Here is a 14,341-nt window from a genome sequence, read left to right as displayed (position 1 = left end):
TTAGAAGATCAATGGGCGTCTTTCCCTGTGGCTTATTTTTCGGGAGAGGCGTCTTTTTATAAGGACATACAACAAATAGCGAACAGATGAGGAGCAGATTTCAATGACAACAAAATTGATCACCAGCAATCTGGGGTACCCGAGAATCGGCAAAAACCGTGAATGGAAAAAAACACTGGAGGCTTACTGGTCCGGTAAAATTGGCGAGCAGGAGTTCCGTGCTGAAATGGCGGACATTCAGCTTAAGCACCTGCAGTCGCAGCAACAGGCCGGTATTGACCTGATCCCGGTGAATGATTTCACCTTCTACGATCATGTGCTGGACACAGCCGTCATGTTCGGCATTGTGCCGCCACGTTATGATTATGACGGCGGGGCTGTCCCGCTTGATCTATATTTCGCCATGGCCCGCGGCAATGCGGCCGCCCCGGCCTGCGAGATGACCAAATGGTTCAATACGAATTACCATTATATCGTGCCGGAGATCGGCAGCCTTACACCCCGGCTGACTGAGAATAAACCGCTGGCCGCCTACCGCTTCGCCAAAGCGCAGGCGGGCATTGAAGGCAAGCCAGTTATTGTGGGACTATATACCTTCCTCAAGCTGTCCAAGGGATTTCCGGCTGCGGACATCAGCGAGGTTGCCGCCCGCTTCCTGCCGGCTTATATTCAGCTGCTGCAGGAGCTTCAGCAGGAAGGTGTAACCTGGGTGCAGATCGACGAACCAGCCATCGTTATAGGATTGAACGCGGAAGACATTGCCTTGCTGAAGACCATTTATAGCGGGATTTCCGCTGCAGTCCCCGGCTTGAATCTGATTCTACAGACTTATTTTGAAGCGGCTGAACCCTTGGAAGCATTGCTTGAATTGCCGGTACAGGCCATTGGCCTTGACTTCGTCCATGATGGCGGTGCGAATCTGGAGGCGATCGGACGACTTGGCTGGCCGGAAGATAAATGGCTGGGTGCAGGCATAATCGATGGACGCAGCATCTGGCGTGCCGACCCTGATACCAAGCTTGCACTGATTGAGAAGCTGGCTCTTCATGTGCCGCTGGACCGGCTGATTCTTCAGCCATCCTCCAGCCTGCTCCATGTACCGGTTACGGTGCAGAGCGAAGGGAAGCTGAAGCCTGCTGTGAAGCAGGCGCTGGCCTTCGCTGACGAAAAGCTGACAGAGCTTCGGCTGCTCGCCGCAGCCGCAGGCGGTGACAACGGAACGGCCGAGGCGGAGCTTGCGGGGAGCCGGGAAGCGCTGGCTGTCTTCCGCGCACTTCCTGAACGCGGCCGCCGGGATGTGGCGGAGCAGGTCCGCCGTCTGGACGAACTTCCGGACAGCCGGAGCCTGCCGTTCGCAGAGCGTGTGAAGCTGCAGCAGGATAAATGGCGTTTGCCCCTGCTGCCGACTACAACTATCGGCAGCTTCCCGCAGACGGCTGAGGTCCGCCAGGCGCGTCTCAAATGGCGCAAAGGGGTGTGGAATGAGGAGCGCTATGATATGTTCGTCCGCCGTCAAATCGCCGAGGCGATTACACTTCAGGAGGAGCTTGGTCTGGATGTGCTGGTACATGGTGAATTTGAGCGGACGGATATGGTCGAGTTCTTCGGCGAGAAGCTGGGGGGCTATCTGTTCACCCAGAATGGCTGGGTGCAATCCTATGGCTCGCGCTGCGTGAAGCCTCCGGTGATTTACGCGGATGTCGCTTTTATCCAGCCAATGACCGTCAAAGAAAGCGTCTATGCCCAGTCCTTGACAAAGCTGCCGGTAAAAGGCATGCTGACCGGACCGGTAACCATCCTGAACTGGTCCTTCGTACGCGATGATCTCAGCCGCGAAGAGGTAGCGAAGCAAATTGCCCTTGCTCTCCGTCACGAGGTTCAAGCGCTGGAGGATGCCGGAATCGAGATGATTCAGGTGGATGAGCCGGCCATCCGCGAAGGGCTGCCGCTGAAGGCGGAAGACCATGAGAATTATTTGAATTGGGCTGTACGGTCCTTCCGGGTGGCCACAACCCATGTGAAGGATACCACGCAGGTTCATACGCATATGTGCTACAGCGAATTTAACGACATGATCGGGGCGATCTCGGCTATGGATGCGGATGTGATCTCCATTGAGACTTCCCGCAGCCATGGGGAGCTGATTTCGGCTTTTGAAGATCATGATTATGATAAAGGCATTGGACTGGGTGTCTATGATATCCATAGTCCCCGTGTTCCGGAAGTAGAGGAGATGACGCAGAATATTGAGCGCGCACTGCGTGTACTGGATGCCGGACAATTCTGGATTAATCCAGACTGCGGGCTGAAGACACGCGGCTGGGAAGAGACGGTGGCGGCACTTCGCAACATGGTCCTGGCCGCAGGTAATGTGCGGAAGAAAAACGCTTGATAATCATTCTCAATCTTGCTAGAATGAGAAAAAGAATAGAAGGAACCTGGACCAGGCTTCCTTCTTATCCTTGAATGGTACGTCTTTTTGCAGGAGGGTTTCACCTCCCCTTGCTGGAATCGACGCCATCTATACAGCAACTGATCTGAACGGCAAGGTGGAGCTTGTCCGAGCAGAACCTAACCCGTATTCCTTGTGAATATAGGGTTTTTGGTGTTTTTTCTTTTCGCGAATCTTATATCCCCAAATAACGAAAGCACCTTTAGATGGGCAAATCAGCCACTGGATTGGAAAATCTACCGAATTCCTGCAACCTTCCAGCTTTTGGAACGTCAAAGACTTTAACGCGAAAGATGCCTACAGACAAAAAGCTCTTCGCTGGCAGCAATCTGTACAAAAGAAGCGGAAATTCCACTACACTTTTGGAGGAATGGGCATGCAAAAAAGGGGTCTGCATTATCTGTATTATGTATTGGGACTAATAGTGTTTGCTATCGTTTTGGCAGGGTGCGGGGCTGGAAGCAATAATGATTCTGCAAGCCGGTCGGAGATGAAGGCAGACAATTCCAGCACGGCAGAAGGCTTCGACGGCGCAGCAGACCAGAACACTTCAGCGAATGCTGCGCCGAAGGATCAAGCAGTGTCGGCTGCAGCTGAAGCTCCTGCGGCTGAGGGAGACAAGGCTGGCGGAGGAAGCTCAGCGGTAAGCAACACGGATGCAGCGCGTGCAGCTGAAGGAACGGCCGGTTTTACGGGAAATGACGTTGTGGCAGGATTGAACAAAAAGCTGATCTATCACGCCAGCCTAACGATGGAAGTGACGGACTATGCTAAGGCGCAGACAGAAGTACGCAATATGGTGACGCTCGCAGAAGGTTATATTGTTGAATTTTCGGAGAATACCTCCGAATATGAGCATGGCGGAGCCTTTATTCTGAAGGTGCCTGCTTCGGGATTTTCTTCCTTTCTGGACCATTTGGAAAAGATCAAAAACGTGAAGCTTCAGCATAAAATCCAGGGTCAGGACGTTTCAGAGGAATATGTGGATCTGGGGTCGCGCCTCAAGGCCAAGCAGTTAATGGAGGGCCAATATATCGAGTTTATGAAAAAGGCAACCAAATCCGCCGACCTCGTGGCGTTCGCCAACCAGCTTGGTGCCATTCAGGAGGAAATAGAGACGATCAAGGGCAGAATGCGATATATTGACCAGAATGTATCTTTTTCTACGGTTGAGCTTCGACTGTACCAGACTGAAGAGAGCGTGGATATTGCCAAGACCAAAGAACAAGGGCCGTTAATGGACCGGGCTTCGGATGCGCTTCAGAGCAGTCTGCATGCACTGTCCGTGATGTTTCAATGGCTCTTTATATTCCTGGCTGCTGCGCTTCCGGTATTGATTGTAGCTGCTGTTGTTGTGGTGATTGTGCTCTGGGTCCGCAAAAGAAACAAGTCACGGGATCATGGGACGGTAATGCGTATCCGTCAGGTGAGCCGGGAGCAGAACCAGCCGCTGCAGGAACAGACCACCGGGAATCCGGCGCCTGTTCCTGATGCTGATGAGCGGGACGAAAAAAAACCGGAATAATATGATTTTACTGATGAAAAAAGCCTCCAACACCGCTGCTTGCGGGTTGGAGGCTTTGTGACGCGGATGTGCGACTGAGCGGAATAACCGCTGTTAGTTAAGCATGCTGGAACAGTACGCGGTATTCGCTGTAGCCTTCCTTTTCCAAATCCTCTTTCGGAACAAAGCGGAGTGCTGCCGAGTTAATGCAGTAGCGCAGGCCGTTTGGACCGGGACCATCGTTAAATACATGTCCAAGATGAGAATCGGCCGCTTTGCTGCGGACCTCAGTGCGGACCATCAGATGGCTGAGATCCGTCTTCTCCTTGACCGAATAGTCGCGGATCGGACGGGTGAAGCTGGGCCAGCCGCAGCCGGAGTCGAATTTATCGCTGGAGCTGAACAGCGGCTCACCGGATACGATATCGACATAGATGCCATCCCCGTGATGATCCCAGAACTCATTGCGGAAAGGGGATTCGGTTGCATTGTTCTGAGTAACTTCATATTGCAGCGGCGTCAGACGTTCCTTGAGGCTCTGCTTCTCCTCCTTGTGCTTCCAGTGGTCCTCGATAAAAGCATCCCGCCCGGAGCCTTTGCGGTAACGTTTATAGTGACCGGGATTCTTGTGGTGATACCCCTGATGGTACTCTTCTGCACGGTAAAAGGGTTTGGCCGGAAGGATCGGCGTCACGATAGGGGCGGAGAAACGTCCGCTGGCCTGCAAGTCCGCCTTGGAGGCTTCAGCCTGCTCCCGCTGCTCTTCGGAGTGGGTGAAAATGGCAGTCCCGTATGAAGTGCCGCGGTCATAGAACTGCCCTCCGGCATCGGTAGGGTCAATCTGCTGCCAGAACAGCTCCAGAAGCTTGGTGTATGGGAAAATATCAGGTTGAAAGGTGATCTGCACCGCTTCCACATGTCCTGTGGTTTCCGAGCAAACCTCTTCATAAGTCGGGTTAACGGTATGTCCGCCCGTATACCCGGATATAATCTCAACGATTCCTGGAAGTTCTTCAAATGGTGATACCATACACCAGAAACAGCCCCCGGCAAACGTGGCCTTTTCTGTTTTGCTGCTTATATTGTCAGATTGAACATCACTCATGAATATCCCTCCATTCATAGATTGCAATTAAATAGATCACAATGTAATTATAAAACAAAAAAGCGCCGCCTGCCAGTTAGCGGCGTTTTGTGCAAAAATAAGAATTCATGCTTACTTGCATCAATCTTTCTTGGAGCTGAAGGATCGTGGACGTAGCGATAATATGGCCAGAGCCAGTACTGCCACATATACCAGGATAGCCATCCACGCGCTTCGCGGATGCTGGAACAGCTGGCCGCCGAGAAAGGCATATAACGCAATCGCAGGAATTTTGCCCAGTCCGGATGCCGCAAGATAACTCCAAAAGGGCAACCCGGCGGCGCCTGCATAGATATTCACTCCCATCTGCGGAACGACCGGTGCAAGCCGGGCTAGCACTACCGCTGCAAATGGCCTCCGCTGCACGGCAGATGTGAATTTATCCAGCGCGGGTACTGATGCCAAATAAGTACGGGCTTTTTCCTGGAACATGTGTTGAACAATACCATAGATCATCGCCCCGGCAAGGGTAGACGCACTCCAGCAAATCACCGCAGCCGCCAGACTTCCATAGGCATACCCGTAAATCCCGATTATCAGTTTATAAGGCACCGGCGGGAACATCGCCAGCAAAGTAGCGGCACCAAAGCCCAAAAACAGATTATGATCCTGCCGCAGCCAGGCCAGGATATCATACCTGTAGATAAACGTGAGGAATATTCCCGAAACATACAGTAATATAGTCAGCCATTTTCTCATTCTACTATGCCCTTTCTTTCGTTCATTCATTTCATCATACTGAAAAAAAAGAATTTAATGAAGCAAAGATCATTTGTTGCTGCGACTTGTCACGGTATAATACGTCTAAAAGGAAATGGAAATACTCACAGCCAAGGGAGATACGCTTATGAAAAGTACAGAACGTAAAAGGGTGGCTCTGGTTGGCCTCGGCGACATCGCCCGGAAAGTCTATCTCCCACTGCTGTCCAGGCATGATCAGGCGGAGGTGGTGGGAGTGCTCAGCCATTCGCCGGCAACCGTACAGGACGCGGTTCATTCCTACCGGTTCCCGAGAGGCACTACGGATCTGAATGAGCTCCTGTCGTGGAAGCCTGATGCAGTATTTGTGCATAGCCCAACCCCCACGCATTATGATATTGTTATGAAATGCTTAAATCACGGAGTTTCGGTATATGTGGACAAGCCGCTGTCCTATGATCTGGAAGAATCCCGGCGGATGGCCGGATTCGCTGAAGAGAAGGGACTGCTGCTGGGCGTAGGGTTCAACCGCCGCTATGCGCCGATGTATACGGCTGCCAAAGCCTGGCTGGAGAAAGCAGGCGGCATCAGCGCCTGTCACGCGTTCAAGCACCGGACCAAGCTGCAATCCGGCAGCAGCCGTGAAACGGTCCATGATGATCTGATCCATATGCTGGATCTGCTGCTATGGTTGTGCGGAGGAGATGCTGAGCTGCTGCACAACAGCCTGAAATCCGACGATGCGGGACGGCTGCTGCAATCTTCCGGCAATCTGGGCTGGAAGAATGGTGCGACCGGTATGTTCAGCATGGTGCGGGACGCCGGGGCAGATCTGGAGAAGCTGGAGCTGCACGGTAACGGCAGATCTGTGGAAGTTGTGGACATGGAACGGGCAACCTTGTATGAGAAGGGCACACTGCCGCGCACGCAGAATTTCGGAAGCTGGGATACGGTGTTGGAGCGCAGAGGATTCAGCGGTGTGGTGAACCATTTTTTAAGCAGCCTGGACATACCGGGGCAATGCGGAATAGCTGCTTCAGCGGTCCTGCCCAGCCATGTGCTGGCAGCGAAGCTTGCTGATTAACATTGGAGCGGAAAGGAGGGAGACCACATGGAGGATTACCGCAAATCAACGGAAGAGCAGATTATCGAGAGCTATAAGCGGGATGAAGAGATGATGATCCTGGTATTTGCCCAATGGTGTGTGAACAACAAGCTGGACCCGCACGCGTTGTATCTTCAGGCTTATCCGCAGCAAGAGGGAAATGCGGCGTTAAGCCATGCGCTTTCGCTGACTGTACCCCTTGACGAATCGGGGTTCATCTCCGACGATACGGTGCTGGGAGTCCTGTCCTTATATAGCAATGATGACCTTGCATATGTAGTGACGGAGGCTATAGCCAATAGGGAATCCCGGCAAGACACAGGCGATTGAACTTTTTTTTGCCAAACGATGTTCATTGTGCTATAAATGTGTTAAAATTATATATACTAACTTAATGTAAGTTAAAAGTGAGAGGTGAGAATAATGGAAGAACATCAGCTGACGATGTGCCCTCGATTCGAAACGGCCTTCTCCTTCTTAGGTAAACGTTGGAATGGACTTATTATTCAGACATTGATGAGCGGACCCAAGCGTTTCAAGGATATTTCCGGTCTGATCCCAACAATGAGCGATAAGATGTTATCCGAACGAATGAAGGACCTGGAGTGTGAAGGGATTCTGGTACGCCATGTGTACCCGGAAACCCCCGTACGCATCGAGTATGAATTGACAACTAAAGGCCGTGCGCTGGAGCCGGTCATGCAGCAGATTCAGTCCTGGGCAGAGAGCTGGGTCGAGTAGAACCGCTTGGCTCCCTGTTGATAGCCCCTTTTTCCGGATGGAAAGAGGGGCTTTTTCCTTTTAAATTACAAATAAATTGCACGGAAGGCGGCAGAATATAATATAATAGAAAAAAAAGTTGCTGCCCACCCTTTATTATGCGGTATTTTTAATTGTGATATAGATAATTATGGCAACGTTAACAAAAAGAAACTTATCCTTTCGAAGTGAGTTTTGTACGAAGTGAATTCAGGGTTGTAACGCTAACAAAACTAAGCGTAGGCTTTCGAAGTAAGTTTTGTACGAAGTAAATTCAGGAAGCTATGCTAACAAAACTTTTAGGAGGCGAGGAAGATGACAACCACCTTGTTTTCCCGGGAAATAACCTATGGAAAAAAAGATGTCGCCGAACTGGAGAGTGCTTCGATCAGAGTGCAGCTTATTTACGACAAAGTGTTGTTCATGCTTCACAGCCATCTCCCCGGGTCGTTGTGGAACGCATGGATTGGGGTGCCTTATGACATCATCTCCTCTTTGTACAAAGGGGATAACGATAGCGGCAGTGTTTTTCAAAAGTGGATTCAAAGCCCGTCTGGCTGGAAATGTATCGGCTGCGAACGTCATTGCCTTGAGCCTTCGGCTGGTCCGGTAATTCCATCGTCCGACAAGAAGCGCAGGTTCACCTTCCATAACGGCATCCGGCAGAGTATGGTGCTGCAGGCAGTGATCTGGTCGATGTATGAAAATACATTGCTCTTCCAGCCCTATTTGGGCGAAGAATCTTTTCTGGATGAAGCTGATCTGGATACAATCTCCACATACTTTGTACCTACCTATCTGAGCAAGCACCGTCTGATCGAGAACGGCAAGCGCTGCAAGGAATATCAGGAGTCGAACATCCGGGTGTATCAGGAATGGATCGCCGCTCCCGATCTGGTACTGCAGTGGAACGGAGGCCTGACCGAAGGCCGCTGGATGACCGGAGTTTACGTGGACCATTCGCGTTTTGCCGGGCTGGGACCTTACCTGAAGGATGCACAGGGCAAGCGTACGTATATGCGGGCTACGGTAGAATAGATATTGTATACGATAGTTAAATAGGATCATAAAATGTAATGGAAAACACCTCACTTTCGGGGTGTTTTTTTATGAATAGAACTTTACAAGTGTATGTGAAACGGATGGCATATCGGAAATATCACTGCCCAATTTAGATATCGCTTTTATTCGTTCTATCACGGGTTAAAAATCCTGCGAATAGCATAGCAGAAGGCAATGCTTTTGATGCATAGGATCTAAAAAAAAGAAAATAGAATGTGAAAAAAAGGTCTGGGTTCTGCTCGAAATTTGCAGAAGTCAGATCTTTTTTTGCAGATGAGATGTGAAGAATTTGATTGAAAGAGGAAATGTAAATAAGTCTAATTTCCCTAAATTTTGCTAAGGGTATTTCTGGATAGCGATCAATGAACTAGGACTATATGCACTGTTAATTTTACCGCACTAAAGATGATGCTTACTAATAAGGGATCAATGAACTATATTAGCAATAAATGTTATGGTAAATATAAACTATTGAGGCGATGTGCCGATAATTCATAATGTATATCCCAATATGATGTAGCTTCAATATTATTATTAAAAATTTAAATCAGTAGTCATGGTAATCCAAAATTCCTATTCAGTGGTGATGAAAAAGATGAGCTCTCAAGAAATGCTAACTAATCAGGTACAAAGAACCCCCCGAATTAAACCGAATTACCCGGAAGGCGAGCTTGCTTTAGAGGATCCTGCCAAACCTTCGGGGAAACCGACATTCTCATGGTTAACGATCATTGTTCCGCCATTAGGGATGTTAGTCATTGCGATATTTATGTCAACATTGACCAGGTCTTTTACTATGCTGATATCAACCATGAGTATGACTATACTGACGGTTATGGTTTCGATTATGAATTATAAATCCAGTGTAAAAAAACATCATGAACAAAACAAAAAACTGGAAAAGAAATATCTCAACTACTTATTTCAGGTTCGTAATGATCTACAAAATGCTGCCAGTACGCAGCGAGAAGCATATACATACATACATCCAAGTATTGAGTCTTGTCTGGGCATCGTACGTGGCCGAAGTAAACAGCTCTGGGAAAGAACTGCAATTGAAGATGATTTTCTAAATACCCGGGTTGGAGTTGGAGTACAGCCGATCGCCCTTGTTCCGACATATTCTACAAAGGCAAAGGCAATTGATGATGAGAATCCCCTGGAAGAAATTGCAAGTAAAATATGCGAAGAAATGTACTTTATAAGAGATATACCAGTCTACATACCGCTAAGGAATATTAATACACTTGGGATATACGGCAAACGGCAGGAGGTCCGCAATTTTCTAAATGCCGCTATTGTCCATCTGACAACACACCAAGGTTACGATGATGTAAGAGTCGTATGCGTGATGCAACCTGAGGATCTGGAACACTGGGAATGGCTGAAATGGCTGCCTCACACTTGGGATAAAGCCCGGAGTCAGAGAAGCTTGGCCACGACCTCCTATGAAGCCTCTAATCTTGCTGATGAACTACTTCCGGAACTTAGAAAAAGAGAAGAAGGAAGCAATAGCAGTTACGGCCTGCAAACCTTGCTGACACCACACTATATCTTTCTGGTGTTTGCTCCTGAACTGTGGGATAGCACAGAAATGATGAAGTATTTATTGTCGGGTAATTCGCCGCTTGGAGTGACCAGTATTTTTATTTCAGAGAAGATCGATGTTGCGCTTCCTCTGAATTGTCAGGCTATTCTGGAAATCAAGGACAACAAGGGAATGGTCCGTAAAGATACCAATCAAGTGTTAAGTCACTTGGCGGATTATTTTACTGCTGATTCTCTAGATAAGGTGTACTCGGAATATTATGCCCGCTCCTTGTCTCCGCTCAGAATCAAGGAGGGGCAGAATAACAGCTATATCCCGCCAATGGTTACCTTTCTGGAGAGCTTTGAGGTTGAACAGATCGAGGAGCTAAATGTAATGCAGCGCTGGGGTAAAAATCAGGCGAACCGCACATTGTCCATTCCCCTTGGGCTCGGGTCAGGCGGGAAATCACTTTTATTCGATATGCATGAAAAAAGCTATGGACCTCACGGTCTTGTTGCTGGTACAACGGGTTCGGGGAAAAGTGAACTGCTCCAATCCCTGCTTCTGGGTCTGGCAGTGGATTATCATCCTCATGAGGTTGCCTTTGTGCTAATTGACTATAAAGGGGGCGGGATGGCCAATGCCTTTCTGGGACTTCCTCACCTGGTAGGAACAATCACCAATCTAGGCGGTAATCAGATCAATCGGGCGCTCGCTTCTATCAAAAGCGAACTTTTAAGGAGACAGCGTTTGTTCAGTGAAGCCGGAGTGACGAGTATTGATAATTACATCGTTCTTTATCGCAACAAGGAAGTAAACCTTCCCTTGCCACATTTGATCATAGTGGTAGATGAGTTCGCAGAACTGAAATCGGATCAGCCGGAATTTATGAAAGAGCTGGTCAGTGCGGCACGGGTAGGTAGAAGCTTGGGTATTCACTTAATATTGGCAACTCAGAAGCCTTCCGGTGTCGTCGATGACCAGATATGGAGTAACTCCAGATTTAAGCTGTGCCTGAAGGTACAGACACCTTCGGATAGTCAAGAAATGCTGAAACGGCCGGAGGCGGCAGAGATCAAGGAAAAAGGTCGGGGGTATTTACAGGTCGGCAATAATGAAGTGTTCACCTTATTCCAGTCCTCATGGAGCGGAGCGCCTTATCATGCTGGAGAGGCTGATCGGGACGGGAGTCCCAAGATGGATATCGTCACATTAGGGGGGGAGAGGAGAGCTCTAATTCCGAAAGAGAAAAGCAGTGAGAGTACATCGCAATTAAGTGAACTGCAGGCCGTAGTTAATCACATTGCAGCCCTCTCTGCGGAACACTCCATCGGAGAGGCTTTTCAGTTGTGGCTTCCACCGCTTCCAGAGACGTTGGCATTGGCTGAGGTGCTGGATCAGGACCGAATCTGGAACGGGGAGAGTTGGCAGGAACCCAATGATCACCTGACTGCTACCGTTGGACGGGTAGACAATCCTTCGGATCAGGAGCAATACAATTTGGACATCAATTTTAACCAGAACGGACATCTGCTGATATATGGAGCACCGGCCAGCGGGAAGACGACACTGTTAAAAACAATCATCATGTCGCTTGCTATGAAATATGATCCTGAGTATGTGCATTTTTACATACTGGATTTCGGCACACGTACCTTGGGTGTATTCCACGAGCTTCCGCATTTAGGAGATGTTATTTATCCAGAGGATGAACAAAAGCTTGGGAAACTGATCAGCTGGCTGCTCTCGCAATTGGATGAACGCAAACGCAAGTTTTCTCAGCTCGGAATCAGTAATCTGGTTTCATACTGTGCAGCCTCAGGGGAAAAGGTCCCTTACATAGTCATTCTGCTCGATAATTACACCGGATTCGCAGAAGCTTACGATGATTATGTACTGGATCTCGCAAAGCTCGTGCGCGAAGGCGGTAACTACGGAATTTACTTTGTGTTTGCAGCCAATGCTGTCAGTTCCTATCCTTACCGGATCAGCCAGAATATCAAGCAGTCGCTTGTGTACCAAATGTCTGACAGACTGGATTACTCCAGTATTCTGGGTAGAACAGAAGGGATGGAGCCAACCAATACCGTGGGCCGCGGGCTGCTTAAAGATAACCGGATACTGGAATTCCATACTGCACTTCCTGTGGGAGGCAACTCGGATGATCAAATTGCTGTTGGCATCCGCCGGATTAGCTCGGAGATGAAGGCAGTGGCAGGAGACACTAATCCTGCCGGAATTGCGGTGATCCCGGACAAGCTTTCTCTTTCAGAACTTCTGGAGCGTGCTAACAAGAACCGGCAGGAAGGAAGCGGGGATGCTCTGGTACCGATTGGATTAGATTGGACAACCACGCTTCCGGCAGAAATAAATGTGAAGCAAATTAGCAACTTTGTGGTGTCTTATACAAACCAGCTGCAAGTGGATTTGACGTTCACATCCATACTACAAGCTCTTTCTCAGTCGGCGGGTTCAATCACCAAGGAGTTTCATTTGTTTGATAGCGGTGGTGTTAAATTGTCAGGTCTGAAGGCTAGTCCAACCTTAACCCGCTATATGAGTACAGCAGAAGAGTTTCTCCAACTTACGCAATCGTTAATAGAACAGCTGCAACTCAGGAAAAATGATGCCCGAGAAGCATTGGCTGCTGCTTCCGTCCCTGGAGAATTTGATGAAACCAGCTATATTTTATCCAAGTATCCGCTTCTTGTAATCGCAATGCCTCATTTTAAATCTGCTTTCGATCTGATGGAGAATGATTCGCTGGATCACTTGGAGCGGATAGCTAGATTTGGCGGCGGGCTTGGTGTTCTGCTGCTTATTGGCAGCAATGTGGTTGAACTTAGCCAAATGCAGCTTACTATTGAGCTTGCTGGAGAGCTGATCAATAGTGGAAATGCGCTGCTCACGGGTGGAACACCAGGTGATCATATGTCATATTCTCTTTTGCTGGAGGGCATGGATTACCATGAGCTTAACCAGTCTATGGCTGTAACTGAAGCATTGCTGCTTATTGAGGGGTCCCAAATGCGCATCAAAATGATAACAGATCTATAGTTGGCAGGTGAACGAAGTGATGAAACCAGTGCGTGAGGTGTTTGAATTACAAGCTTTAGAGATCATATATTTGACTGCTCTAACGGGAGGAAACAGCTTTCCGGGACTGGCAATGAATCTGGAAGGTGAATCCGAGATCAAGCAGCGTTCCCTTATGGATGCACAGATGAGGGCTCTTGAAGCAAAGGGATATCTGGAGATAGATTTTATGGGGATTGCTAAAGTAAATGAAGTGCTTCATAGATTTATAGTGGCAGCCTCCAACTGCAAATCTTATCTCTGTCAACTTGTACAGAGAAATCAAGAGATATCTAAGATCTGTTATTTTATTCAGGATGAAAGCCGTTTCGAACTTAAGCATCAGTCAGGAAGCAACACGTACAAGCTGCAGGAAATATATGCACGGCATGAACTGATGTTTCAAGTCATTGATAGCATACCGCTCATTCAGAACTTGGCAGAGGATGAACAATCACAAACAGTGATGAACGGAGAGGTGGATCTTGAATCGTGGACGGGGCAACTTCTTCAAGCAGGGGCGGTGGTAACCTCCCTTGCAGAAATCCAATGCATTTCTGAGAAAGCGCAGGTTATTCGTGAACTGAATCTCTTGATTTATGAAGACCAAATGTGGCTGCTGCGGCGTGGATCAGATGAGCAAATCAGTCGAACCAGTGCGACCCTGTCAACAGCAGTAGAAGAATTATGTCTATGGCTGCAAGAAGCGTAGCCATCTAGGGGGATCAGAGCATGTCAACGGCGTTAACGACTTTTTTATTTAAAGGCAAGGAAAAGAAAGTTATGGATTTGGATATCTCCCTATCTATTTCAGCGGGGCAATGTCTCGAGCTTCTGAAACAAGCACGTTGGCTTCCAGACAATTGGGAATTCAAATGCGAAATCAGTCGTACCGGAGAGGAATGGACGGAGCTTGACCTGCATGCTGTACTGGCTAATGTAATTCAGGGAGACGGGGCTATTATTCGAATTTTACCGTATTGAGTGAGGGGATCGTAAAGGGGGATATC

At 48.7% G+C, this 14,341-nt stretch carries 11 protein-coding genes; 9 read left to right on the top strand and 2 right to left on the bottom strand.

Annotated features, from left to right (window positions below):
- The first annotated feature begins 103 nt into the window (after window positions 1-103).
- Together metE and A3848_RS13035 are read left to right on the top strand one after the other, a co-directional pair.
- Window positions 104-2,392, top strand: a complete 2,289-nt coding sequence (metE, locus tag A3848_RS13040) for a 5-methyltetrahydropteroyltriglutamate--homocysteine S-methyltransferase (protein WP_074085367.1) — start codon at window positions 104-106, stop codon at window positions 2,390-2,392.
- 436 nt (window positions 2,393-2,828) lie between these two features.
- The gene (locus A3848_RS13035; RefSeq protein WP_074085366.1) at window positions 2,829-3,977 is read left to right on the top strand and encodes a DUF4349 domain-containing protein; all 1,149 of its coding nucleotides are present in this window, start codon (window positions 2,829-2,831) and stop codon (window positions 3,975-3,977) included.
- A gap of 97 nt (window positions 3,978-4,074) precedes the next feature.
- Here A3848_RS13035 and msrB read toward each other — a convergent pair whose 3' ends face one another.
- Window positions 4,075-5,061, bottom strand: coding sequence for a peptide-methionine (R)-S-oxide reductase MsrB (msrB, locus tag A3848_RS13030; RefSeq protein ID WP_074085365.1), 987 nt, complete (start codon window positions 5,059-5,061; stop codon window positions 4,075-4,077).
- Between the two features lie 120 nt (window positions 5,062-5,181).
- Window positions 5,182-5,799, bottom strand: coding sequence for a TVP38/TMEM64 family protein (locus tag A3848_RS13025; RefSeq protein ID WP_074085364.1), 618 nt, complete (start codon window positions 5,797-5,799; stop codon window positions 5,182-5,184).
- Between the two features lie 148 nt (window positions 5,800-5,947).
- Between A3848_RS13025 and A3848_RS13020 the strand changes: the two genes are divergently transcribed.
- From A3848_RS13020 to A3848_RS12990, 7 genes are all read left to right on the top strand, one after another.
- Window positions 5,948-6,883, top strand: coding sequence for a Gfo/Idh/MocA family protein (locus tag A3848_RS13020; protein WP_074085363.1), 936 nt, complete (start codon window positions 5,948-5,950; stop codon window positions 6,881-6,883).
- A gap of 27 nt (window positions 6,884-6,910) precedes the next feature.
- A complete protein-coding gene (locus tag A3848_RS13015; RefSeq protein ID WP_074085362.1) occupies window positions 6,911-7,234 on the top strand; it encodes a hypothetical protein in 324 nt (107 codons plus the stop codon).
- A 93-nt stretch (window positions 7,235-7,327) separates the two neighbouring features.
- A complete protein-coding gene (locus A3848_RS13010; protein WP_039295412.1) occupies window positions 7,328-7,645 on the top strand; it encodes a winged helix-turn-helix transcriptional regulator in 318 nt (105 codons plus the stop codon).
- Window positions 7,646-7,978: 333 nt separating this feature from the next.
- Window positions 7,979-8,701, top strand: a complete 723-nt coding sequence (locus A3848_RS13005; protein WP_074085361.1) for a hypothetical protein — start codon at window positions 7,979-7,981, stop codon at window positions 8,699-8,701.
- A gap of 580 nt (window positions 8,702-9,281) precedes the next feature.
- Window positions 9,282-13,313, top strand: a complete 4,032-nt coding sequence (essC, locus tag A3848_RS13000; protein ID WP_083612129.1) for a type VII secretion protein EssC — start codon at window positions 9,282-9,284, stop codon at window positions 13,311-13,313.
- Between the two features lie 19 nt (window positions 13,314-13,332).
- Window positions 13,333-14,043: a hypothetical protein gene (locus A3848_RS12995; RefSeq protein ID WP_074085359.1), complete on the top strand. Its 711-nt coding sequence runs from the start codon at window positions 13,333-13,335 to the stop codon at window positions 14,041-14,043.
- Between the two features lie 20 nt (window positions 14,044-14,063).
- Complete coding sequence (locus A3848_RS12990) at window positions 14,064-14,315, top strand: hypothetical protein (protein WP_074085358.1); 252 nt, start codon at window positions 14,064-14,066, stop codon at window positions 14,313-14,315.
- The last annotated feature ends 26 nt before the right edge of the window (window positions 14,316-14,341 follow it).

Source organism: Paenibacillus sp. P32E (assembly GCF_001909085.1).
GTDB lineage: Bacteria > Bacillota > Bacilli > Paenibacillales > Paenibacillaceae > Paenibacillus_AQ > Paenibacillus_AQ helianthi.
The sequence above is the reverse complement of the archived record's forward strand: the minus strand, read 5'-3'. Positions and strand labels throughout refer to the sequence as shown.

Coding starts and splice junctions, on each gene's coding strand:
- metE (WP_074085367.1), top strand. CDS start 104: ATGACAACAAAATTGATCACCAGCAATCTGGGGTACCCGAGAATCGGC.
- A3848_RS13035 (WP_074085366.1), top strand. CDS start 2,829: ATGCAAAAAAGGGGTCTGCATTATCTGTATTATGTATTGGGACTAATA.
- msrB (WP_074085365.1), bottom strand. CDS start 5,061: ATGAGTGATGTTCAATCTGACAATATAAGCAGCAAAACAGAAAAGGCC.
- A3848_RS13025 (WP_074085364.1), bottom strand. CDS start 5,799: ATGAGAAAATGGCTGACTATATTACTGTATGTTTCGGGAATATTCCTC.
- A3848_RS13020 (WP_074085363.1), top strand. CDS start 5,948: ATGAAAAGTACAGAACGTAAAAGGGTGGCTCTGGTTGGCCTCGGCGAC.
- A3848_RS13015 (WP_074085362.1), top strand. CDS start 6,911: ATGGAGGATTACCGCAAATCAACGGAAGAGCAGATTATCGAGAGCTAT.
- A3848_RS13010 (WP_039295412.1), top strand. CDS start 7,328: ATGGAAGAACATCAGCTGACGATGTGCCCTCGATTCGAAACGGCCTTC.
- A3848_RS13005 (WP_074085361.1), top strand. CDS start 7,979: ATGACAACCACCTTGTTTTCCCGGGAAATAACCTATGGAAAAAAAGAT.
- essC (WP_083612129.1), top strand. CDS start 9,282: ATGGTAATCCAAAATTCCTATTCAGTGGTGATGAAAAAGATGAGCTCT.
- A3848_RS12995 (WP_074085359.1), top strand. CDS start 13,333: ATGAAACCAGTGCGTGAGGTGTTTGAATTACAAGCTTTAGAGATCATA.
- A3848_RS12990 (WP_074085358.1), top strand. CDS start 14,064: ATGTCAACGGCGTTAACGACTTTTTTATTTAAAGGCAAGGAAAAGAAA.